General features: G+C 44.0%; 20 protein-coding genes. 5 read left to right on the plus strand and 15 right to left on the minus strand.

The features are described from left to right. Together ACP45E_RS02525 and ubiK are read left to right on the plus strand one after the other, a co-directional pair. Positions 1–694: efflux RND transporter permease subunit (locus ACP45E_RS02525; protein ID WP_158008363.1), on the plus strand; the 694-nt coding region annotated here is incomplete at its 5' end. A 145-nt stretch (positions 695–839) separates the two neighbouring features. Then, the gene (ubiK, locus tag ACP45E_RS02530) at positions 840–1,091 is read left to right on the plus strand and encodes a ubiquinone biosynthesis accessory factor UbiK (RefSeq protein WP_017034606.1); all 252 of its coding nucleotides are present in this window, start codon (positions 840–842) and stop codon (positions 1,089–1,091) included. A gap of 199 nt (positions 1,092–1,290) precedes the next feature. Here the strand turns inward: ubiK and ilvC are convergent, their stop codons facing one another. After that, a complete protein-coding gene (gene ilvC / locus ACP45E_RS02535; RefSeq protein ID WP_017034607.1) occupies positions 1,291–2,775 on the minus strand; it encodes a ketol-acid reductoisomerase in 1,485 nt (494 codons plus the stop codon). A 154-nt stretch (positions 2,776–2,929) separates the two neighbouring features. Between ilvC and ilvY the strand changes: the two genes are divergently transcribed. Then, the gene (gene ilvY / locus ACP45E_RS02540) at positions 2,930–3,820 is read left to right on the plus strand and encodes an HTH-type transcriptional activator IlvY (protein WP_017034608.1); all 891 of its coding nucleotides are present in this window, start codon (positions 2,930–2,932) and stop codon (positions 3,818–3,820) included. Positions 3,821–3,905: 85 nt separating this feature from the next. Here ilvY and hemN read toward each other — a convergent pair whose 3' ends face one another. From hemN to ACP45E_RS02565, 5 genes are all read right to left on the minus strand, one after another. After that, the gene (gene hemN / locus ACP45E_RS02545; RefSeq protein ID WP_017034609.1) at positions 3,906–5,294 is read right to left on the minus strand and encodes an oxygen-independent coproporphyrinogen III oxidase; all 1,389 of its coding nucleotides are present in this window, start codon (positions 5,292–5,294) and stop codon (positions 3,906–3,908) included. A gap of 165 nt (positions 5,295–5,459) precedes the next feature. After that, on the minus strand, positions 5,460–5,948 hold the full coding sequence (locus ACP45E_RS02550) for a DUF2489 domain-containing protein (protein WP_017034610.1): 489 nt from the start codon (positions 5,946–5,948) through the stop codon (positions 5,460–5,462). A gap of 7 nt (positions 5,949–5,955) precedes the next feature. After that, positions 5,956–6,534, minus strand: coding sequence for a Der GTPase-activating protein YihI (gene yihI, locus ACP45E_RS02555; protein ID WP_017040768.1), 579 nt, complete (start codon positions 6,532–6,534; stop codon positions 5,956–5,958). After that, the gene (locus ACP45E_RS02560; protein WP_017037312.1) at positions 6,524–7,171 is read right to left on the minus strand and encodes a class I SAM-dependent methyltransferase; all 648 of its coding nucleotides are present in this window, start codon (positions 7,169–7,171) and stop codon (positions 6,524–6,526) included. Before ACP45E_RS02560 ends, yihI begins: the two co-directional genes overlap by 11 nt. A 726-nt stretch (positions 7,172–7,897) precedes the next feature. After that, on the minus strand, positions 7,898–8,515 hold the full coding sequence (locus tag ACP45E_RS02565; protein WP_017034613.1) for a c-type cytochrome: 618 nt from the start codon (positions 8,513–8,515) through the stop codon (positions 7,898–7,900). Positions 8,516–8,663: 148 nt separating this feature from the next. Between ACP45E_RS02565 and yihA the strand changes: the two genes are divergently transcribed. After that, positions 8,664–9,347 (plus strand): ribosome biogenesis GTP-binding protein YihA/YsxC, encoded by a 684-nt coding sequence (yihA, locus tag ACP45E_RS02570; protein ID WP_017034614.1) that lies wholly within the window; start codon positions 8,664–8,666, stop codon positions 9,345–9,347. A 758-nt stretch (positions 9,348–10,105) separates the two neighbouring features. Here the strand turns inward: yihA and polA are convergent. Together polA and hemB are read right to left on the minus strand one after the other, a co-directional pair. Then, positions 10,106–12,895 (minus strand): DNA polymerase I, encoded by a 2,790-nt coding sequence (gene polA / locus ACP45E_RS02575; RefSeq protein ID WP_017038196.1) that lies wholly within the window; start codon positions 12,893–12,895, stop codon positions 10,106–10,108. A 669-nt stretch (positions 12,896–13,564) separates the two neighbouring features. After that, entirely contained in the window at positions 13,565–14,608 is a 1,044-nt protein-coding gene (hemB, locus tag ACP45E_RS02580) for a porphobilinogen synthase (protein ID WP_017038197.1), read from the minus strand. A 155-nt stretch (positions 14,609–14,763) separates the two neighbouring features. On the opposite strand from hemB, the gene ACP45E_RS02585 reads away from it, so the two are divergent. After that, positions 14,764–15,528, plus strand: a complete 765-nt coding sequence (locus ACP45E_RS02585; RefSeq protein ID WP_017034617.1) for a TatD family hydrolase — start codon at positions 14,764–14,766, stop codon at positions 15,526–15,528. A gap of 177 nt (positions 15,529–15,705) precedes the next feature. Here the strand turns inward: ACP45E_RS02585 and tatC are convergent, their stop codons facing one another. From tatC to rmuC, 7 genes are all read right to left on the minus strand, one after another. Then, the gene (gene tatC / locus ACP45E_RS02590; RefSeq protein WP_017034618.1) at positions 15,706–16,464 is read right to left on the minus strand and encodes a twin-arginine translocase subunit TatC; all 759 of its coding nucleotides are present in this window, start codon (positions 16,462–16,464) and stop codon (positions 15,706–15,708) included. Positions 16,465–16,544: 80 nt separating this feature from the next. Beyond that, on the minus strand, positions 16,545–16,955 hold the full coding sequence (gene tatB / locus ACP45E_RS02595) for a Sec-independent protein translocase protein TatB (protein WP_017038198.1): 411 nt from the start codon (positions 16,953–16,955) through the stop codon (positions 16,545–16,547). Positions 16,956–16,958: 3 nt separating this feature from the next. Continuing rightward, a complete protein-coding gene (gene tatA / locus ACP45E_RS02600) occupies positions 16,959–17,213 on the minus strand; it encodes a Sec-independent protein translocase subunit TatA (protein WP_017034620.1) in 255 nt (84 codons plus the stop codon). 48 nt (positions 17,214–17,261) lie between these two features. Next, positions 17,262–18,896 (minus strand): ubiquinone biosynthesis regulatory protein kinase UbiB, encoded by a 1,635-nt coding sequence (gene ubiB, locus ACP45E_RS02605; RefSeq protein ID WP_017034621.1) that lies wholly within the window; start codon positions 18,894–18,896, stop codon positions 17,262–17,264. Continuing rightward, positions 18,893–19,498: a ubiquinone biosynthesis accessory factor UbiJ gene (locus ACP45E_RS02610; RefSeq protein WP_017034622.1), complete on the minus strand. Its 606-nt coding sequence runs from the start codon at positions 19,496–19,498 to the stop codon at positions 18,893–18,895. The genes ubiB and ACP45E_RS02610 overlap by 4 nt, the downstream gene beginning before the upstream one ends. A gap of 36 nt (positions 19,499–19,534) precedes the next feature. Beyond that, complete coding sequence (gene ubiE, locus ACP45E_RS02615) at positions 19,535–20,335, minus strand: bifunctional demethylmenaquinone methyltransferase/2-methoxy-6-polyprenyl-1,4-benzoquinol methylase UbiE (RefSeq protein ID WP_017034623.1); 801 nt, start codon at positions 20,333–20,335, stop codon at positions 19,535–19,537. Between the two features lie 46 nt (positions 20,336–20,381). Beyond that, positions 20,382–21,844: DNA recombination protein RmuC (gene rmuC / locus ACP45E_RS02620; RefSeq protein ID WP_069584665.1), on the minus strand; the 1,463-nt coding region annotated here is incomplete at its 5' end.

Raw genomic sequence — 21,844 nt, forward strand, 5'->3', positions numbered from 1 at the left:
CCGCTCTTCCGATCTTAACTGGTTCGAAGGTATTGCAACCGATAAACTGCCTAGTGGGTATAACCATGATTATATGGGTGAAGCTCGTCAATACGTCACAGAAGGAAGCGCGCTCTATGCTACCTTTGGTTTAGCACTGGCAATTATCTTCCTCGTATTGGCTATTCAGTTCGAATCGATTAAAGATCCGCTTGTCATCATGGTTTCCGTACCACTGGCTATTTGTGGTGCCTTGATTGCTCTCGCATGGGGGGCTGCAACGATGAACATCTACTCTCAGGTAGGTTTGATCACGCTGGTTGGCCTTATTACTAAGCATGGTATTTTGATTTGTGAAGTGGCGAAAGAAGAGCAACTTCATAATAAGAAAAATCGTATCGACGCAGTTATGGAAGCGGCAAAAGTTCGTCTTCGCCCAATTCTCATGACAACCGCCGCGATGATCGCTGGCCTTATCCCGCTCATGTACGCAACTGGCGCGGGTGCCGCTCAACGATTCAGTATCGGTATTGTTATCGTTGCTGGCCTTGCTATTGGTACTCTCTTTACTCTGTTCGTACTGCCGGTTATCTACAGTTACCTTGCAGAAAAGCACAAGCCACTGCCTGTGTTTGTTGAAGATAAAGATCTAGAGAAGCTCGCGCGTATTGATGAAGCAAAAGCCGCTCAACGAGAAATATCTCACCCAAGCTAACCGTAAATAAGCATTACTAGGCCACTTCGGTGGCCTTTTTTATGTCCCGACATTCGTATCACTGAACATTTTTTCCACCAACTAGCGACTTTTATGCTCGCTTTAAATAGAATGGAGACATAAATGAATAGGAGTTTCAGCCCACATGTTTGATCCAAAGAAATTAGAGCAAATCGCGAAGCAAATTCATGACTCTATGCCAACCCCTGTTAAAGAGCTTGGTGCGGATGTTGACCAGAAAGTGCGTCAAGTTATCCAAGGGCAACTGAACAAACTGGACGTGGTTAGCCGTGAAGAGTTTGATGTTCAGACTCAAGTACTATTGCGTACACGCCAGAAGCTGACAGAAATGGAGCAAAAACTTGCTCAGCTTGAAGAGAAGCTAGCAGATAAGTAATCACTTACCTTATCCGATAAATAGCAGCCATAAAAAGGGCTTGGTCACCACTGACCAAGCCCTTTTTATTTGTTTTATTCGCTCTTTACATTAAAAGTAAATGCGTAGCGTTAGAGCTTAAGTTCAAAGAGGAAACACGGCGTTTACTAGCAGAAAATGAGTATTTCCAACAAAGAGCTTAGGCTCTAGAGCAATAAGATTAGCCGCCTACTGCGATGTTCTTCATATCCGTCATGTAGCCACGTAGCTCTTCACCGATGTACTCAACTGGGTGGTTACGGATTGCATCGTTCACTTCGATTAGCTTACCGTTATCTACCTGGTTCGATGTTTCACCTAAGCCACGGCCGATTACGTCTGTCGCTACTGAAGGCATGAACTTCTCACGTAGAAGTGGCGTTGCAACGTTAGCAAATAGGTAGTTACCGTATTCAGCCGTATCTGAAATTACCACGTTCATTTCGTATAGACGCTTACGAGCTACCGTGTTTGCGATCAGTGGTAGTTCATGTAGAGACTCGTAGTAAGCAGACTCATCGATGATGCCCGATGCTGTCATGGCTTCAAATGCAAGTTCTACCCCTGCACGTACCATTGCAACCATTAGAATACCGTTATCAAAATACTCTTGCTCGGCAATTTCTACGTTAGACGCAGGGTAGTTTTCAAAAGCCGTTTGGCCTGTCTCTTCACGCCAACCGAATAGGTTTACATCATCATTCGCCCAGTCCGCCATCATGGTGCGAGAGAATTCACCTTGGATAATGTCATCCATGTGTTTGTTGTAAAGTGGGCGCATTAGGTCTTTCAACTCTTCAGAAAGATCGAATGCTTTAATTTTCGCTGGGTTTGATAGGCGATCCATCATGTGAGTGATGCCACCGAACTTCAGTGCTTCAGTAATCGTTTCCCAACCATATTGAAGAAGTTTACCTGCATAGCCAGGTTCGATACCGTCAGCAATCATCTTCTCGTAAGATACGATAGAACCCGCTTGAAGCATGCCACATAGAATAGTTTGCTCACCCATTAAGTCAGATTTTACTTCCGCAACGAATGAAGACTCTAAACAACCCGCGCGGTGACCACCTGTACCTGCAGCCCATGCTTTAGCGATATCCCAACCTTCACCTTGTGGATCGTTCTCTGGGTGAACCGCAATCAGTGTTGGAACACCAAAGCCACGTTTGTATTCTTCACGAACTTCAGTACCTGGACACTTAGGCGCAACCATAACAACCGTTAGGTCTTTACGAATCTGCATGCCTTCTTCAACAACGTTAAAGCCGTGTGAGTAACCTAGCGCAGAACCCTCTTTCATTAGAGGCATTACTGTTTCAACAACGTTCGTGTGTTGTTTGTCTGGAGTAAGGTTAACCACTAGGTCAGCCGTTGGGATTAGGTTTTCATAGCTATCAACAACAAAACCATTCTCTTTCGCATTTTTGTACGATTGACGTTGCTCGTCGATGGCTGCTTGGCGCAGAGCGTAAGACACATCTAGGCCAGAATCACGCATGTTTAGACCTTGGTTTAGGCCTTGAGCACCACAACCTACAATGACAATTTTCTTACCTTTCAGATAGTCTGCTTCAGTAGCAAACTCACTGCGGTCCATAAAACGACAACGACCTAGTTGGTCTAATTGCTCACGTAGATTTAAAGTATTGAAATAGTTAGCCATGATGGGCGCTCCTTGTTGATTCTTCCGTTATGGTCGGCGCGTTATCGCCGAATAACCACATACTAAAGCAGGCAATCAGTTGCTCAAAGTGATATATTCACAATTAGTGATTGCAAAAAATGCAACGTTAGGTAATTTCCCAAGGTAAGTCTTTATGGATATTAAGAACTTGAAAATGTTCATACATTTGTGTGATAGCAACAGCTTTAGTAAGACCGCCTCCGCAATGCATATCAGCCCTTCGGCTCTTAGTCGTCAAATTCAAAAGCTAGAGCAACAAACCAATCAGACTCTATTCTTACGTGATAACCGCAGTGTTGAATTGACGCCTGCGGGAAAACAGCTGTTGCCTGTTGCCATGAGGATTTTGGCCGAATGGCAGCAGTACAACGCTCAAATTAAAGGTAATGAAATGGAGCTAAAGGGGGAAATCCGCCTTTTTTGCTCGGTTACCGCTAGCTATAGTCACCTGCCGGAACTGCTTTCTGAATTTAGGTTGCAGCATCCGTTTATCGAATACAAGTTATCCACGGGCGATCCAGCTCAAGCCATTGATAAGGTTCTGAAAGGCGAAGTAGACATTGCCATTTCCGCCAAACCCGATCAGCTTCCCGCTCGCATTGAGTTTGAAACTATTAGTGAGATCCCACTGTCGGTTGTTGCGCCATCAGGCATCAGTAGCTTTGCCGATCTATTGCAGCAAGAGAAACCAGACTGGTCAAATATTCCATTTATTGTGCCCGAAGCGGGAACGGCGCGCGACCGCGCTAACGCCTGGTTTAAAAGTATGCGAATAAAACCCAACATTTACGCTCAAGTCTCAGGGCATGAAGCCATTGTCAGTATGGTCGCATTGGGATGTGGGGTTGGCATTGCCCCTGACATTGTCATTAACAACAGCCCAGTCAGAGAGAAAATTCAGCGCCTAAAAGTAAAGCCCGTGGTACCGTTTAAACTCGGGGTGTGCTGTAAACGTTCACAGCTTGATAACCCTCTGGTCAAAGCTCTTTGGGATGTGGCCTCTCGGAAAATCATTACTCCATAAACTCCTCAAATAGAAAAACCACGCTAGTTAGCGTGGTTTTGAAGGTTTTCTTTCTACTATCTCGCCGCTAAAAACTATCTCGCGGCTATATTACCCGAGAAAATTGTTGCTGACGGGCTCTATCGCGTAAGTATTTATCGAAGCACATACAGATATTACGAATCAATAAGCGGCCCCGCAAAGTCACCCGTATTTCACTCTCATCCACTTCCACCAGCTCATCATTGATAAAGGTTTGCAGTAGTTGCAAGTCTTCTTTGAAGTATTGTTCAAAACGCACAGAAAAGGTGGATTCAATCATCGACTTATCGAGTTTGAAATTACAAATCAGCTGCTTAATGACTTCACGTCTAAGTAAGTCATCACTATCTAACACAACCCCTTTCCATAAAGCATGGCGTAATTCATCTACTTGAGCGTAATATTTTTTCAGCTCTTTTTGATTCTGAGCGTACGCGTCACCGATCATCGAAATCGCTGAAACACCAAAGCCCACTAAATCGGCTTCGCCCTGAGTGGTGTATCCCTGGAAGTTTCTATGCAAGACTCCTTCTCGCTGAGCAACCGCTAGCTCATCATCAGGTAGAGCAAAGTGATCCATTCCAATAAACTGGTAACCCGCTCCCGTTAAGGTCGAAATACTCTCTTGAAGAATGCCCATTCTTTCACTGGCTTCAGGCAAGTCCTCTTCTTTAATCTTGCGTTGCGCGGCAAACAGCTGCGGCATATGGGCATAGTTGAAAACAGAGAGACGCCCTGGTTGCATTTCTAGCACTTGAGCCAACGTTTTAGCGAAAGACGCTTTGGTCTGCTTAGGCAAACCATAAATCAGATCTAAATTGGTCGAACGGAAACCGAGTTTCTTCGCTCGCTCAACCATTGCAATAATAAAATCTTCATCTTGTTCACGATTCACCAGTTTTTGAACTTCTTTATTGAAATCTTGTACGCCAATACTTAAACGGTTAAACCCTTCTCCACGTAAATGATCCAGCATGTTGAGCTCAATTTCACGCGGGTCGACCTCGATACTGATTTCTGCGTCATCAACAAACTGAAATTCACCACGAAGAATCGCCATCAAACGACTTATTTGCTGTTTTGTGAGAAATGTTGGTGTGCCGCCACCAAAATGAAGCTGGGTGACTTTACGATCATGCAGTAATGATGCTCGTTGGCGAATCTCATGCTCAATGACGTCTAAGTATTCATCGGCCTTGTGAGAATGACGAGTAATGACTTTATTGCAGCCACAGTAGTAACAAAGCTTGTGACAAAACGGAATATGGATATATAGAGAGAGTGGGCGCTCTGGGTATTGAGTGCACGCCATATCATAATCCGCAACCGTGAATGCCTCATGAAACTCCAACGCTGTCGGGTATGAGGTGTAACGTGGTCCTGAATAATTGTATTTGTCTAGGATAGCTTGATCCCAAACGATTTGCTGACCGGATACGACGGGTTGCGACATGGTAATTATTTCCATTTCTAACTGTGAGCGGCGTAGATTTTAGGTTGACTGGGTATTTTGCCACACGACTCGACCTTACGTAGGAAAGCAAAACACATTTTTGTAAGAAAGTTTCAGAATTGCCAACTCGATCACTCACTCTGCCCAATGAGTGACCGACGTTGATTAGATCATTTGAACGTTTATTTGGTTATTCAGCGGTTGATTGCGTTTTTTGAGATCTTTCAGTTCTTCAATAATCGCTTCCGCCAATTTCACTTCCGCTTTGTGTCGCAGTAAATTTTGTTCCATTTTCTCTTTTTTTGCTAACGCCTGACGATCTTCGCCTCGCGCCATGTCTTTGACCACATGATACAGCTCAGAGATAGCAGGATAAGTCTGGTCAAAATCAATGCGGTCGTCACCTTGAACGTAATCCATGATGCTGTACACACGGATACTAATTTCAGACAAATCGCACTGGCCCTGAATCCCGGCCATGCACAGTGTATTCACGTTGTCATAGATATTCGCATTGCGCTTCTCTATCGCCAATTTCTGCTGTTGCTGCTGCAAATCCTTTTGCTTCTTTACTTGGAGCAGAAGGTAACCTGCATAACATGCTAGCCCAGCGATGATAAGGGCTCCTATCGAGGCCAGTAAGGTTACGTTCATGATTTAATTACTCTTTAAAATCTTTCAGATCAAGCCCTTCAAACTGAGCTAAAAGCTCTTCATCTGATGATGGCTTACTGCTTTTCTTAACCATCTTAGGCACAAAGTTGATTTCATCTTCCAACTCTTCGCCTTCTTCTTCGATTTCTTCATCGAACAAGCCAAGCTGCTTCATGAGTACTTCAATGCGGTTCAACTTTTGATCGACATACTTTTGTAAGCCTGCACCCAAACTTTCACCACTTTCTAGGCGATCAAGCAAGACGTTCAACTGAGTATCTGTTTCTAGCATCTCAAGTTCTTGCTCTGCTGAAACTCGACGCTCTTGCTTATTCGGTTTTTTCTTCTCTTCAACAACCAAAGCAATCTTCTTTTTGCTGCCTAAACGAGGATCGCGTTTTTGCTTCTCTTGGCGTTGCTTTATTTCTTCGACTTCAGAGTTACGATTGCCGGTTTTTAACCCTTTGCGGTTTTTAACACGCTTACGTAGGCGGCCTTGTACATCAGATTCGCTGCGGTTACGCGTTACATTTTGCTCTGGTGCGCCTAACGCACCTGGTTTTCTAGATTTTTTACTACGACTCATTACTGGGTTTCCTCAGTAAAATTACATCATTACCAACAAATTCAAGTTCGAGCTTATCTCGCTCTGCCAGATACTCGAAGGTCTTACGGCTAAAGAAAATGACATGAGTAACATCATTCTTATAGTGCCAATGTTGAAACGCTTCAAGATCGATGACCATCTTGGTCATGAGACCAATCCAGCCACCCGGCTTAACTAAATTTAACCATTGCTGCCACACGAGATCGGGCTGATAAACATGCTCGATCACTTCTGTCGCAGTCATAAAATCATACGTCTGTGCTAACACTTCTTTATTAGGGTGATAGTAAAGATCATACAATTCAACACTGTGGCCTTTCTCTTGCAACATGATAGACAATGTTGGGCCAGGACCACAGCCAAAATCTAACCCATGAGCGTTAGATGTGATTCGTTCTATTATTGGATCAGCAATACGTGATAGAAATCTACGATACCCTTCATCACTAGGATCATTCTCATGAAGATCATAGTGATCTTTTTCTGCTTTTGCATCTAAGCGCTGAACTGGGTCAACAAATACCAAATGACATTCACTGCATTGAAAATAGCTTCGTCGCTTATCTTCATGGTAATAGTGAGTATCTTGATTGTGGCATAAAGGACAGTTGTGCATTCTTTCATCCTCAAACAGGGATGCGAAACATACCAGAAAGTGGGATCAGAGTGGAGTTAAATTGTGCAATTAAACACCAGAATAGCGAAATAATTGCTTTTAAAAGGATAAAAAAGCGATAGGTTTCCCTATCGCCTTCAAAGTGCCAAGATTTGGCAAAATTTGTCTGCACTCAGATGGTGCTCAAGTATCCATTTGTTATTGGTGCTTTCCCTGCGGAGTTTTGTTTTTCATCGTCCTGATGAATTTTACTATTCCGTTCGACATCCTGACTCTGGGCTATCCATTAGCCTGATCCATTTCTTTGTCTCATCCTGAAACCAGTCGATCATCCTTATCTAGCCAGCTCCAAGCTCGCTACTGTCCTTCGTCCAACCATCAAGCATTCCTAGCTTGCATCCTTGGAGACCACCTTGGTCTAGTGTCCTGATTCAGCTCCTTGCTGATAAACATAATTTACCTTGATTATCGGTTCAAACAACCGCGTAGCTTCAAAGTTTTTAGCCCTTATGAACAATAAAAAACAATCGTTTTTATCTTCAATTACTTAGCTTAGCCTGAACAGAAATATCTTGTCCGATCATAGCGAATCTCTTACAGGCCTATCGGTTAATTGAGCAATTCCAAACCAGATGCAAAGCCGTTTTGTCCAATCGCTAGATATGAAAAAGCCCTAGCAAAAGGCTAAGGCTTTTTCTTACAACCGTTGCTCGAACAGAGGCTTAATTAATGCAAACCGCCTACATATTGGGACAATGTATCAATATCATCATCCGTTAGTTTCTTGGCGATATCACGCATCATCTCATTCATATCGTTGTTACGGGTTCCGTCACGGAACTTCATCAACTGCGATTTAATGTATTCTGCATGTTGGCCCGATATTTTCGGGAAACCAGAAAGTTCTGTACCATTACCACGAGGGCCGTGACAGGCGATACAAGCGGTAATCCCTCTTTCAGCATCACCGGCTGCGTACAAGGCCTTACCCTGTTCAACCACATTTTCAGGGGTTGATTTAGCAGCAATAGGCAGTGAGGCATAATAAGCGGACAAATCAGCAATATCTTGATCGCTCAAGCCCATTGCCATTCCACTCATCACAGGGTCCATACGACCTTGTTTACCACCACTGGTCATACCCAACCTTAGATCTTTCAACTGCTTCTCTAGGTATTTACCGTGTTGTCCCGCTAAACTAGGGTACATGGTAAGTTGGCTGTTTCCATCAGCACCATGACAGGCGCCGCAGGTTATTGATTTGGTTTTACCAGCTTCGATGCTGCCTTGAGCCCATACAGAGCAGCTGGCTAAAAGACTCAAGATTAGCGCTAATTTCTTCATGACATTCCATTATAATTATAAAGCTTCCAGTACCACTCAGTGTTGCCACTCATGGTATAATAGGCGATCATATGTCGAGCACAGTTATTTTACACAATTTCACAAAAAAGTAATCAATCGACTACACAAAGTCGAGATGGAGTTAACAGTGAGCGTAAAAATTCATTACCAAAACACGCATTTTATTACCAGTGCGCCAGATATTCGTCATTTACCAGAAGACGAAGGGATCGAAATTGCGTTTGCCGGTCGCTCTAATGCGGGTAAATCAAGTTCTCTCAACCGCTTAACCAACCAAAGAGGTTTAGCTAAAACCAGTAAAACTCCAGGACGTACTCAGCTTATCAACTTATTTAAAGTAGATGAAGGCTGTCATATTGTCGATCTACCTGGGTACGGTTTTGCACAAGTACCTTTAAAGCTGAAAGAAAAGTGGCAAAAATCACTGGGTGAGTACCTACAAAAACGCGAATCGTTAAAAGGACTCGTGGTATTAATGGATATTCGTCACCCGATGAAAGACCTCGATCAACAGCTTATCTTTTGGGCGGTAGAAAGTGGCATTCCTGTTCAAGTCCTGCTGACCAAGGCTGATAAGCTAAAAAGCGGCGCGAGAAATGCCCAGGTATTAAAAATACGCGAATCTTCCATAGGCTTCGGTGGTGACGTCGCCGTTGACGCATTTTCTTCATTAAAAGGCATTGGTGTCGATATTTTGCGTAGCAAGCTCGATAGTTGGTACGCCCCAGCATTTGAAGTAACCGATAAAGAACACATCGACACTACCGATGCTGAAAATAGTGAACCAGATAACCAGTCAGATAATAGCTAGGGATATGTTAATGCCTATTTTTAAGCCTTACGAGAGTAAGGCTTTTTTATTACCTTCAATATCGTTTGGCGACCCATTCATTTAAGTGGCTTTAGGTAAGACGCTTGAGTGTCTCTCAATGACAGGCATAAAAATCCCCACCATCCTGGTGGGGCAACGGGAGAGAAATAGTATTTATTATTATGCTATTAGCATCTTCGATCGCTCTGTAATTTACAACTGCTTATTCGTTGCCAAAAGAAAGTAAAACAACGCCCATCAAAACCCATAAGAAACTGATTTTAATAAATAAATAAAAAACCACAGCAGAAAAATACAGCTTATTTAATTTGGTAAAATAACAAAAATGTGAGCGGTATAAAATTACAGGGAAGTCAGAAAAAACCATCGTTAAGATAATGATTAAGGGACTAAAAGGAGGGAATTGTAGAAAGTGGTGCTGAGATCTGATCTAGAAAAATCTTTTCTTTGCCACAAGAAAAAACGCCCCAGTCAAATGCTGACTGGGGCGGCTGAATCAGCCTAATCCAATAACGTGAAACAAAAGGTCTGAAAGATAGAACATCTTACCTCTGTACCCTACCCAGACAATGTACAACAATTGGTCATAAATGAAAACTTTTTTTGTAGTTTTTTTTCAGTAAGTTTTGTTTTACATACAACCCATCTTTTTAGGTGGAGCCTTTATTTACTCGCATAAAAAAGCCAGCGTTTGTGCGCTGGCTCATATTATTAATGCTTATTGACTCCAAAAGTGTCTAATGGGCCTGATCCCAGTTGTCACCGTGGCCAGCTTCAGCGATCAATGGAACATCTAACGTTGCTGCAGACTCCATCAATTCCTGTACTTTACTTTCAATTTCGCTCAATACCGACTCTTCTACTTCAAGAACCAGTTCATCGTGCACTTGCATCAGCAATTTCACCCGGCCTTCTCCATGAGACTCGATCCATTCATCAACCAAGAGCATCGCTTTTTTGATAATGTCAGCGGCGGTTCCTTGCATAGGAGCATTAATCGCAGCGCGTTCTGCGGCCTTACGACGCATGCCATTACGCGACTTTATTTCTGGGAGGTGTAAACGTCGCCCAAAGATAGTTTCAACATAACCTTGCTCAGAAGCAGCGCTGCGTGTGTCTTCCATGTATTGCATCACACCAGGGTAACGTTCAAAGTATGTGTCCATGTATCGCTGAGCTTCACCGCGAGCAATACCAAGTTGTTTGGCCAAACCAAATGCACTCATACCATAAATAAGACCAAAGTTAACGGCTTTAGCTTGTCGACGTTGTTCACTGCTCACTTCCTCAATTGGAACGCCAATAATCTCAGCAGCGGTTGCCGCATGGATATCTTTGCCCTGCTGGAACGCTTCTAGCAAGGCTTTATCACCGGATAAATGCGCCATGATGCGTAATTCAATTTGAGAGTAATCGACTGCAAGAATCTTATGCCCATGCGGTGCAACAAACGCTTGGCGAATACGGCGGCCTTCTTCATTTCGAATTGGGATATTTTGTAGGTTTGGATCGGTTGATGATAAACGCCCTGTCGCCGTAACTGCTTGATGGTAAGACGTATGTACGCGTCCCGTTTCTGCGTTAATCATTTTTGGTAGTTTATCGGTATACGTAGACTTAAGTTTTGCTAAGCCGCGATATTCAATCAAGATTTTGGGTAAAGGGTAATCAAGAGCCAGTTCTTGCAATACTTCTTCATTCGTAGAAGGGGCACCGGACGGCGTCTTCTTAATGACAGGAAGCCCCATTTTTTCAAATAAGATCGCTTGAAGCTGTTTCGGTGAGCCTAAGTTGAATTCTTGCTCTGCGATTTCGTAGGCTTTTTGCTCAAGCTCATCCAGACGAGCGGCAATCTCTTGGGATTGTGCACCAAGCATCATGTCGTCAACGAAAACCCCCGTTCGTTCAATGCGAGATATTACAGGCACGAGCGGTATCTCTATCTCTTCATAGATAGCTTTCAATTTTTCGTCTTTGTCTAAATGTGACATGATTCGATTGTGTAAACGCAAAGTCACATCAGCATCTTCCGCTGCGTACGGCGCCGCCTCTTCAAGCTCAATCTGGTTGAAGGTAAGTTGTCTTTTACCCTTACCCGCTATCTGTTCAAATGAAATGCAGCTGTGCTGTAAGAAGCGCAGCGCCAAGCTGTCCATATCGTGTTTGCCACCCACGCTATTGAGTACGTAAGATGCGAGCATTGTATCGTGTTTAATGCCTTTCATATCGATATCGTAGCGCGCCAACACGCTGGCATCGTATTTGAGGTTTTGCCCCACTTTCGCTTGGTTATCATCTTCCAGAATCGGCTTTAACTGCTCTAACACCCAATCACGATCCAGCTGCTCAGGGGCATCTAAGTAATCATGGGCGACGGGCACATACGCGGCCACCCCTTCTTCTGTTGCGAATGACACGCCGACTAAGTTAGCCACCATATAATCGAGGCTGTCCGTTTCGGTATCAAACGCAAACAGCTCTGCATCTTTCAGTTTTTGTAACCATATTGCGAAAGTGTCTTTATCTAGAATCGTTTCATAGCGACTGCGATCAATGGTCACTGCAGGATTGTCGAGTTCCACTTCCTGACTCGGCACAGATCGCACAGCACCTGATTTTTCGTCCGCTTGCACAACACCCGTTCCGCCCTCAAGTAACTCATTTAGCCAGGACTTAAAGACCATTTTTCCGTATAAATTAATCAACGCATCGACATCAGGGGTAGATTTCAACAACGATTCTGGTGTCTCTTCCAACGCCACATCAAGCTTTATTGTCGCAAGCTGATACGACATATCTGCATTCTCTTTGTTATCAATCAGCTTTTTCGCCATGGTTTTCGAACCACGGAACCCAAGTGCCGCAATATCATCAAGATTTTCATAAATCTTTTCAAGGCTACCAATGCCTTGCAATAGTGCGGTCGCTGTCTTATCCCCAACCCCAGGTACGCCAGGAATATTGTCAACTTTATCGCCCATTAACGCCAAGTAATCGATGATAAGTTCCGGTGGAATACCAAACTTCTCAATCACACCTTCTCTATCCATCACGACATTGGTCATGGTATTGATCAAAGTGACATGCTCGTTAACAAGCTGGGCCATATCTTTATCCCCAGTACTGATTAGCACTGGCATGCCCATTTCTGACGCTTGAGATGACAATGTACCGATAACATCATCGGCTTCTACGCCAGGGATCGAGATTAGAGGTAACCCCATCGCTCGGATCACATCGTGTAATGGCTCGATTTGGCAGCGAAGATCATCAGGCATTGATGGTCGATTGGCTTTGTATTCTGGATACATATCGTCTCGAAACGTCTTACCTTTCGCATCGAAGATCACGGCAATACGCTCTGAAGAAAACTGGCGCATCATACTGCGCAACATATTCACGACACCATAGATGGCATTCGTTGGAATCTCTCCATTGGTCATCGAGTCAGGATAAGCGTGAAATGCACGATAAAGATAAGAAGAACCATCAATAAGAATGAGTGGATTGTCCGGAATGCGAGCCATAGTCTTTTGTATCCAAAAAATTACTTTTAATAAGATCTGCTTAGGATGCCATGACTAGTAATACGGATCCATTTTAACTCCTCGACCAAGCGCAATGATTTTATAAATTATTTGGCACCAAGCAATCACAATTGTGGATAAGTCTGTTTATATAATATTTACCGACTTCAATAACCCATGAGATAAAACGCAAAGATTAATCACAAAACACTGATATTTCTGGATTTATTATTAGATCCAATAATACCACCACGATCAAATAACGATCCTCCCCTGTGGAAAAGATAGTTGATGTGATTTTATTCACTAAAATTTGATCAAAAAAAAGCGACATCTAAAAGATGTCGCCTAGCAAAACAAGATTAAGCTGAATCAGAGTATTCCGCGCAGCTTAACCAGAAAGCTATAAATTACACTGGAAGCAATGTGAGCAATGTCGTGTCAAAAAGAACGCGTGTAAGTTCGTCGAGTTCAATGCCATCACCTTCAGCAAATTTGATTCTGGTAACGTCATGTCCTTATGAACTTTCTCTCATTCCCTAAGACAAAGTTAATAATAATGATTCTCATTTAATAATCAAGAACTAAATGATAAAAATTCTCATTTAATTTTATTGGCTCACAAAAAAGGCCAGCAAATGCTAGCCTAATCGGTTACTCAATCAAGTATTACTCTCGAATAAGGTGCTCTGCAGCTTTTGCATTATCTGCCGCCAGCCACTCCGCTACGTCTTTAGCAAAATAAGTGAGAATGCCATCAGCGCCTGCTCGTTTAAAGCACAGCAATGACTCTAAGACCGTTTCTCGCTCGTTTAGCCAACCATTTTGAATCGCCGCCTTGTGCATCGCGTATTCTCCTGACACCTGATAAGCAAAGGTCGGGACTTGCAGTTCTGATTTAACACGACGCACCACATCAAGGTAAGGCATCCCAGGTTTCACCATCACCATGTCCGCTCCCTCATTAATGTCCATCGCCACTTCTTGCAGCGCTTCGTCACTGTTTGCCGGATCCATCTGATAGTTCTTTTTATTGCCACCTTTTAAATTCGATGAAGAACCCACAGCGTCTCTAAATGGCCCGTAATAGCTCGACGCATACTTAGCCGAATACGCCATTATCTGAGTGTGTATATATCCTGCTGCTTCTAACGCTTCGCGAATTTTACCGATACGTCCATCCATCATATCTGACGGGGCAATGACATCAGCACCAGACTCTGCATGCGATAAAGCCTGCTTAATCAATACTTCTGTGGTTTCATCATTCAGGACATAGCCATCTTCATCAATGATGCCATCCTGACCGTGGGTTGTGAACGGATCCAACGCAACATCAGTTATGACGCCAATCTGTGGAATATGCTCTTTCAATAGGCGAACAGCTCGCTGTACAAGGCCATCGGAGCTATATGCTTCCGTCGCACATAAGCTTTTCGCGTCTTGATTCACCACTGGAAAAAGTGCGATCGCAGGTACACCAAGGTTCGCAAGGTACTGCGCTTCTTCAAGCATCAAGTCGATAGAAAGACGTTCAACCCCAGGCATTGACTCAACACTCTCACATCGGTCTTTTCCCATCAGGATGAACATTGGGTAAATCAAATCACTCACAGATACTTGGTTTTCTGCCATTAAACGACGGCTAAACTCATGTTTACGCATACGGCGCATACGGCGGCCAGGAAATTGACCTTGGATAGATACAGACACCCGATTCTCCTTGTCTGATGAAAACGCAAAGCAAAATCATATCACTCCTTGTGACTGGCGCTAGCATCAATGTATAAAATTCCTAAAAATGACCAAAGGCTCACACTGCCGTATACTGGAGACAATAGAGAATGACATAATCAGAAGAGAAAACCATGATCGATAGCCACGCCCATATTTACGCCACTGAGTTTGATAGTGACCGAGATGAGGTCGTCAAACGAGCCTTACATCAGGGTATTACTCATATTCTCTTGCCTAACATCGATCTAGATTCAATTGAGCCGATGCTAAAAACAGAAGCCACTTACCCAGACGTTTGTCGTTCAATGATGGGGCTACACCCCTGTTATGTCGATGCTAACGTCAAACAAACTCTAGCGACTGTTCACTCTTGGTTTGATAAGCACAATTTTATTGCCGTCGGTGAAATCGGTATCGACCTTTACTGGGACAAAACCTATAAAGCAGAGCAAGAGATGGCGTTTATCACTCAGCTGAACTGGGCAAAAGAGAAAGATCTGCCTGTCGTCATCCACACTCGCGATTCCATCGAAGAGACACTCACGCTCCTTCGCAAAGAGCAGGATGGATCATTACGTGGCGTATTTCATTGCTTTGGCGGTTCTATTGAAGAAGCAAAAGCCATCAATGATCTTGGCTTCCACCTTGGTTTGGGTGGGGTTTCAACCTTTAAAAATGGAGGAATGGATAAAGTCATACCTCACCTTGATATGGATTACGTGATTCTAGAAACGGACTGTCCCTATCTAGCACCGGTGCCACATCGCGGTAAACGAAATGAACCTTCTTACGTATCGCTTATTGCAGAAAGAGTGGCCACTCTTCGTGACCTCACCATAAGCGAAGTAGACACGCTCACCACTTTCAATGCAAAGCGCCTATTCAATTTAGACTGAGTCTTATTAAAACCTTGGAGCACCTGCTGGGGTGTCTGGGTGATAGCGATAAAAAAGGTTGGCGTATTAGCCAACCTTCTTCGTTGCATGCTTAGTATCTCGTCCGCATGTCGAGTATCTAGATCTAATTTTTAGGGCCTAGCCTGAATGTTCAAGATCCAGTTTAGCGACTTCAGTTTAAGACTCAGCCTGATCGCTTTGTTCCTCATCGCGATCTTTCTTTGTATAGAAACGGGCAAAGAAGAGCCCGACTTCAAACAATAGACACATTGGTATCGCCAGTAATGTCTGTGAAATGAGGTCTGGTGGGGTCAGCATCATACCAACAACGAATGCTCCCACAACAATATACGGGCGCTTTTCCGATAATGACTGAGGCGTTGTCGCTCCTGTCCAGCACAATAATATGATGGCAACTGGCACCTCAAACGCGATACCAAACGCAAAGAACAGCGCCAATACAAAATCGAGATAACTCGATATGTCGGTTGCAAACTCAACCCCACCCAGTGATATAGCAGTGAAGAAACTAAAGACTAGAGGGAACACCACAAAGTAAGCGAAAGCAACACCGCAATAAAACAGTAGCGAGCTTGAAAACAGCAGTGGCATCACCAAACGGCGCTCATGCTTGTACAAACCCGGTGCCACGAATGCCCATACTTGATACAAAATAAACGGAACGGCGATAAAGACCGACGCAATCAGCGTTAGCTTCAGAGGCGTAAAAAACGGAGATGCGACGTCGGTTGCAATCATGGTTGCACCTTCGGGAAGGCGATCTACTAAGGGAGCAGAAACAAACTCGTAGATATGATTGGAAAAATAGATCAGGCCTAAGAAAATAACCAGTATCGCGAGCATAGCTCTCAATAATCGGTTTCGTAGTTCCAATAAATGACTGATCAAAGGTTGAGTTTGCTCAACAGACGCCATGTCGAACCTCTATGCTAAAACAGTGGAGTTATTAAAAGATCGAAAAAGAGCCACCTATCAGCGGCTCCTCAAATGCGAAACTATTCGGCTTTTTTATCTGCCGTGGTATCTTGTACACCCGTCACCGATTCCGCCGAAATAGTCTCTTTCGTTGCGGTGTCAGCGTTCGCTAAATCAGGATTCTCTGGTTCAGCATGGTTGGCGTATGGTCGTTGAACATCTTGCGCGGCTTGCTTCAATTCTTCCACAGAAGATTTGAGCTCTGGAGACAGATCTTCCATCCCCATCTTTTCAGCCTTTCGCAAGTTGTCTTGTAACTCTTGAATTTTCAACTCGTGATTCAGCTCATCTTTCACATTGTTTGCCATGCTTTTCGCTGCACCAATAAACTTGGTAACACTGCGAATAGCATGAGGTAAACGCTCAGGGCCAAGCACGACAAGACCAACGACCGATATTAATACCAGTTCCCAAAAACCGATATCAAACACTGATTAAACCTGCTCTTTGTCTTTCTTCGTTTCCGAAGCTTGAGCGTCAGCATTGACCGATTCTGCTTTGTTCTGCTCAATGTTTTTTTGTTCAAAATCTGCGTCTTTCTTTGCTGATTCATCTTCGCTCATGGCTTTTTTGAAGCCCTTCACAGCGCCACCTAAATCACCACCAATACCACGCAGTTTCTTCGTTCCAAATAGCAATACAACAATCACAGCAATAATAAGAAGCTGCCAAATACTAATTCCACCCATTCTATTTACCTCGGGTCATTATCTACAAAATTATTATGAGTCTACCGCCTACTGCCGGTAAGCTCGCCAACTTAGCAACCAAAATGTGAAACCACCAAGGCCACTCGCTAAAGAGAGTTGTTCGTACGCACTGCTTAATAGTATTGATGAGCATACAATTAATGTCGCACCAATACCAAATAAAAACCGCCCTGTTGCTTGCTGTCGTTTACTCTGACGATAGCCTTGATAGAAGGTTTCCATTTTTTGATTTATGTTCTTGCCCTGCTTTAAGCTGTCGTAAAGCAGTTCTGGTAATTCTGGTAATTTCTCAGCCCAGAATGGTGCACGGTCTTTGACTGCATTAATTACGGCCTGTGGGCCAACTTGCTGCATCATCCACTTTTCAAGAAACGGTTTTGCTGTTTCCCATAAATCCAATTGAGGATAAAGCTGTCGCCCAAGCCCTTCAATATAAAGCAAAGTCTTTTGCAACAAGACCAGTTGAGGCTGCACTTCCATATCGAAGCGACGTGCGGTATTGAATAAGTTTAACAGTACGTGACCAAAAGAGATCTCACCAAGCGGCTTGGCGAAAATAGGCTCACATACAATGCGAATCGCAAATTCAAATTCATCTATATTGGTTTCACGTGGAACCCAACCTGAATCCACATGCAATTCTGCCACACGTCGATAGTCTCGATGGAAAAATGCCAGTAAATTTTCGGCAAGATATCGCTTGTCTTCACTATTAAGTGTCCCCACGATACCGCAATCTAACCCTATCCATTGTGGATTTTCAGGGTGATCATGCTGGACAAAGACGTTACCTGGGTGCATATCGGCATGGAAGAAGCTGTCTCGGAAAACCTGAGTAAAGAAGACACTCACACCACGTTCGGCCAACAGTTTCATGTTGGTACCATTGGCTTTTAGTGTTTCGATATCAGACACCTGGATGCCATAAATTCGCTCAGAGACCATGAGACCTTCACTACTAAACTCCGGAATCACTTCAGGAACATAGAGCTCCTCGCTGCCTTCGAAGTTACGTCGCAGTTGAATCGCATTCGCGGCTTCTCGACGTAAGTCCAGCTCATCGATGATGGTTTTTTCATACTCGCGGACCACTTCAACCGGCTTTAGACGGCGGGCATCAGGTAGCGCCTTGGCAACAATCCGAGCCATGCGATACATGAGCTTGATATCCGCTTCAATCACGGCATGAATATCTGGGCGAATCACTTTCAAAACGATTTCTCGCCCTGACTCTTTCAACTTTGCTGTATGCACTTGAGCAATAGAAGCGGACGCCAGTGGAGTAATATCAAAATCAGTAAACCAATTTTCGATAGGACCACCCAATGACGCTTCCATTTGCTGCTTTGCCAGCGCACCATCAAAGGGGGCAACTTGGTCTTGCAATAACGCAAGTTGATCCGCAATAAACGGAGGAAACAGATCGCGTCGCGTTGACATCATTTGCCCAAACTTTATCCATACTGGGCCAAGTTCTTGCAGCGCCAATCTTAAACGTTCACCTAACTCTTTATCTGGGTGTTGATTCTTAATCCAAAACAGTGCTTTTCTCGCCAGTAAGGGCGTTTTGGTGAGGTCATGCTCTGGCAATAACTCATCAAGACCATATTCTAATTGCACTTTTATAATACGGTATAAACGCTTTAATTCTGCTGGCTTCATGCTTTCTCCAACAACTTGTTCAGCTGCTGTTCAACCCGTGCAGCCTCAGAGGCCAACACATCCACTTGATCACAAAAATACGCCACTTCTAATGGCGGTGGAGCCACGCGCCATTCTTCAGTCAGAACTTGAGCAAAATGAGATTGCTGCTGAGTGGCTTTCTGCTGAATAAAACTTGAGAGGTTTTTGGTGCCCTGCACCACACTGTGCGCCACAACATCACCAGTGATACGCGACAACCACTCTTCGATGTCAGGCTTGCAATCTTTCATCAGCTGCGCAAATTTTTGAGCCAATTGCACATCACCGCGTAAATTAAGCTTATCTTGTTTAATAAGATCCGTAATATTGGTCTGTTCTCGTAGCTCAGGCAATACCGAAAGATTTAACGATAAATAGCAATCTGGCTCGCCTTCATAATCCGCCAACACATCAATCTGCTGACTAAAAATAAAGGTTAATGTTTTACCCAGCTCTTTTAGATGCACTTGAATGACCTGACCTTTTAAGCGCAGTAAACGCCTTTCAAGCTCAGGATCATCTTGAATCAATCGGTTGAGAGAAGTTTCCACCACCGCGGTGACTAAGGGATCAAATGGCATAAGTGTCCTTTAAAATGTCCGCTTTAACCGTCAGAGTTAAAACTTATAGCCGCGGTGTAATGCAACAATACCACCGGTTAAATTGTAGTAATTGGTTTTCTCAAACCCTGCGCTTTCCATCATCCCTTGCAGTGTCTCTTGATCTGGGTGCATTCGTATCGATTCAGCAAGGTAACGATAGCTGTCTGCATCGTTAGCAATAAGCTCACCCATCTTCGGCAATAGATGAAATGAATAGGCATCATAAACCTTAGATAATGGCTCAAGAACGGGCTTAGAAAACTCTAACACCAACAAACGACCACCCGGTTTTAATACTCGAAACATGGAACGCAGCGCTTTATCTTTGTCCGTCACGTTACGAAGGCAAAAACTGATGGTAATGCAATCAAAATAATCATCCGGGAAAGGCAGTTCTTCAGCGTTGGCTTGCACGTAGTGAACATTGCCAACGATGCCACTATCGCGCAACTTATCACGACCAACATTGAGCATCGAGTTATTGATGTCTGCTAAGATGACATGGCCCTTGTCGCCCACAATTCGCGAAAATTTTGCCGTTAAATCGCCGGTACCCCCACCCAAATCAAGAATACGTTGACCAGGTCGTACACCACTGCAATCAATCGTAAAGCGTTTCCACAAGCGATGAACGCCACCGGACATTAGGTCGTTCATAATGTCGTACTTCGCAGCAACAGAGTGAAAAACTTCAGCGACTTTTGCCACTTTTTCTTCTTTTGCCACGGTTTCAAAGCCAAAATGCGTTGTTTCTGTGTCTTGTGATGAGTTATTTGATTCTAAAGCTGTATTTGATTGCACGCTGATGTCCGTCATTGTCATTCCTCTTCTACAGTGCTGTTAAATCGCGCACCGCGGCCGATTAGTTTACTTTATCCTCTAGCGGATGTCTTTCTACTAAGGAATCATTTTGTGCGACTTCAACCAAGTTACTAGAGATTGGTTTTTTAACCTCAACACCGAGTGACTTAAAGCTCTCTGCCTGCCTAATCACGTTACCTCGACCCGTTGCGAGTTTGTTCATCGCTCCTTGATAGCTCTGATTGGCTTTGTCTAACGCGCCCCCTAACCCTTCCATGTCATCAACAAATAGACGTAACTTATCGTAGAGCTTACTGGCTCTTTCTGCGATCAATTGCGAGTTTTGAGTCTGACGATCGTTGCGCCATAAGTTATCAATGGTGCGTAGCGCCACCAGCAAAGTCGTTGGACTGACGATGATAATATTCTGCTCCATCGCGTCTTTCACCAGATTAGGATCCGCTTGAATTGCGATTTGAAACGCAGGCTCAACGGGGATGAACATCAATACGTAGTCTAGGCTCTGTATGCCTTTGAGCTGATGATAGTCTTTTTGACTGAGCCCTTTTATATGCGCGCGAAGGGCAAGTAAGTGGTTACTTAACGCTTGCGCTTTATCTTGGTCGTTGTCCGCATTAAAATAACGCTCAAACGCCACCAGGGCCATTTTTGAATCGACCACGACCTGTTTCTCATGGGGTAAGTGAACAATCACATCGGGCTGAAAACGCTTGCCCGCTTCGTTTTGCAAATTCACTTGCGTTTCATATTCATGCCCTTCACGCAAACCTGATTCCGCCAGCACTCGCGCAAGGACCACTTCACCCCAGTTACCTTGCTGTTTGTTATCACCTTTTAGTGCTTGAGTCAGGTTAACGGCTTCTCGAGTCATTTGTTCGTTGAGTCGTTGTAGGCTTTTTAGTTCATGTACTAGGGTGTGGCGCTCTTTTGCTTCTTGGCTAAAGCTGTCATTTACCTGTTTTTTAAACCCTTCCAACTGCTCTTTCAATGGAGAAAGTAGCCCTTGGAGACTTTGTTTGTTTTGCTCGTCAACTTTAGCGGTTTTAGCTTCAAACAGTTGATTGGCCAAATGCTCAAACTGCTGCTTTAATCGCTCTTCTGCTTGCTCCAGGATTTGCAGCTTTTCTGCATTGGCAATATGTTGCTGTTCATGGCGAGCTTCTTGCTCTCGCAACTGGGCTTCTAGCTGCGATTTAGCCTCACGCACTTCCAGTAACTGCTGGGAAAATTGCTGACGCTCTTGTTTGACTGCGTCGAAATGGCGCAGCTTTTCCAATACCGCCATCAGTTTTCCATGCGACTGTTTGAGTTCATGAGCCGACTGGTCTCTGGCAACATCAAGCTCATCCAGCTCTTTTTGCGCCTGTCTTAACGCGCTGTTCAATTGCTCTTTCTGGGCAAGATGAAGCTGCTCGTTTGAGACAAGCTGCTGCTCTAGGCGCTGAGCCGTCAATTGCATCTTTTGTTTAACCCACCAACCCGCGGCAGATCGGAAGAGCGGTT

Origin of the sequence: Vibrio genomosp. F10 str. 9ZD137, assembly GCF_049974785.1 — a bacterium.
GTDB lineage: Bacteria > Pseudomonadota > Gammaproteobacteria > Enterobacterales > Vibrionaceae > Vibrio.

Bases quoted from the DNA above. Each gene is read 5' to 3' on its own strand.
- ubiK (WP_017034606.1), top strand. From the start codon at position 840: ATGTTTGATCCAAAGAAATTAGAGCAAATCGCGAAGCAAATTCATGAC.
- ubiB (WP_017034621.1), bottom strand. From the start codon at position 18,896: ATGAAGCCAGCAGAATTAAAGCGTTTATACCGTATTATAAAAGTGCAA.
- ubiE (WP_017034623.1), bottom strand. From the start codon at position 20,335: ATGACGGACATCAGCGTGCAATCAAATACAGCTTTAGAATCAAATAAC.
- hemN (WP_017034609.1), bottom strand. From the start codon at position 5,294: ATGTCGCAACCCGTCGTATCCGGTCAGCAAATCGTTTGGGATCAAGCT.
- ilvC (WP_017034607.1), bottom strand. From the start codon at position 2,775: ATGGCTAACTATTTCAATACTTTAAATCTACGTGAGCAATTAGACCAA.
- ilvY (WP_017034608.1), top strand. From the start codon at position 2,930: ATGGATATTAAGAACTTGAAAATGTTCATACATTTGTGTGATAGCAAC.
- tatC (WP_017034618.1), bottom strand. From the start codon at position 16,464: ATGGCGTCTGTTGAGCAAACTCAACCTTTGATCAGTCATTTATTGGAA.
- ACP45E_RS02550 (WP_017034610.1), bottom strand. From the start codon at position 5,948: ATGAACGTAACCTTACTGGCCTCGATAGGAGCCCTTATCATCGCTGGG.
- ACP45E_RS02610 (WP_017034622.1), bottom strand. From the start codon at position 19,498: ATGCCATTTGATCCCTTAGTCACCGCGGTGGTGGAAACTTCTCTCAAC.
- yihI (WP_017040768.1), bottom strand. From the start codon at position 6,534: ATGAGTCGTAGTAAAAAATCTAGAAAACCAGGTGCGTTAGGCGCACCA.
- ACP45E_RS02585 (WP_017034617.1), top strand. From the start codon at position 14,764: ATGATCGATAGCCACGCCCATATTTACGCCACTGAGTTTGATAGTGAC.
- ACP45E_RS02560 (WP_017037312.1), bottom strand. From the start codon at position 7,171: ATGCACAACTGTCCTTTATGCCACAATCAAGATACTCACTATTACCAT.
- polA (WP_017038196.1), bottom strand. From the start codon at position 12,895: ATGGCTCGCATTCCGGACAATCCACTCATTCTTATTGATGGTTCTTCT.
- ACP45E_RS02565 (WP_017034613.1), bottom strand. From the start codon at position 8,515: ATGAAGAAATTAGCGCTAATCTTGAGTCTTTTAGCCAGCTGCTCTGTA.
- tatA (WP_017034620.1), bottom strand. From the start codon at position 17,213: ATGGGTGGAATTAGTATTTGGCAGCTTCTTATTATTGCTGTGATTGTT.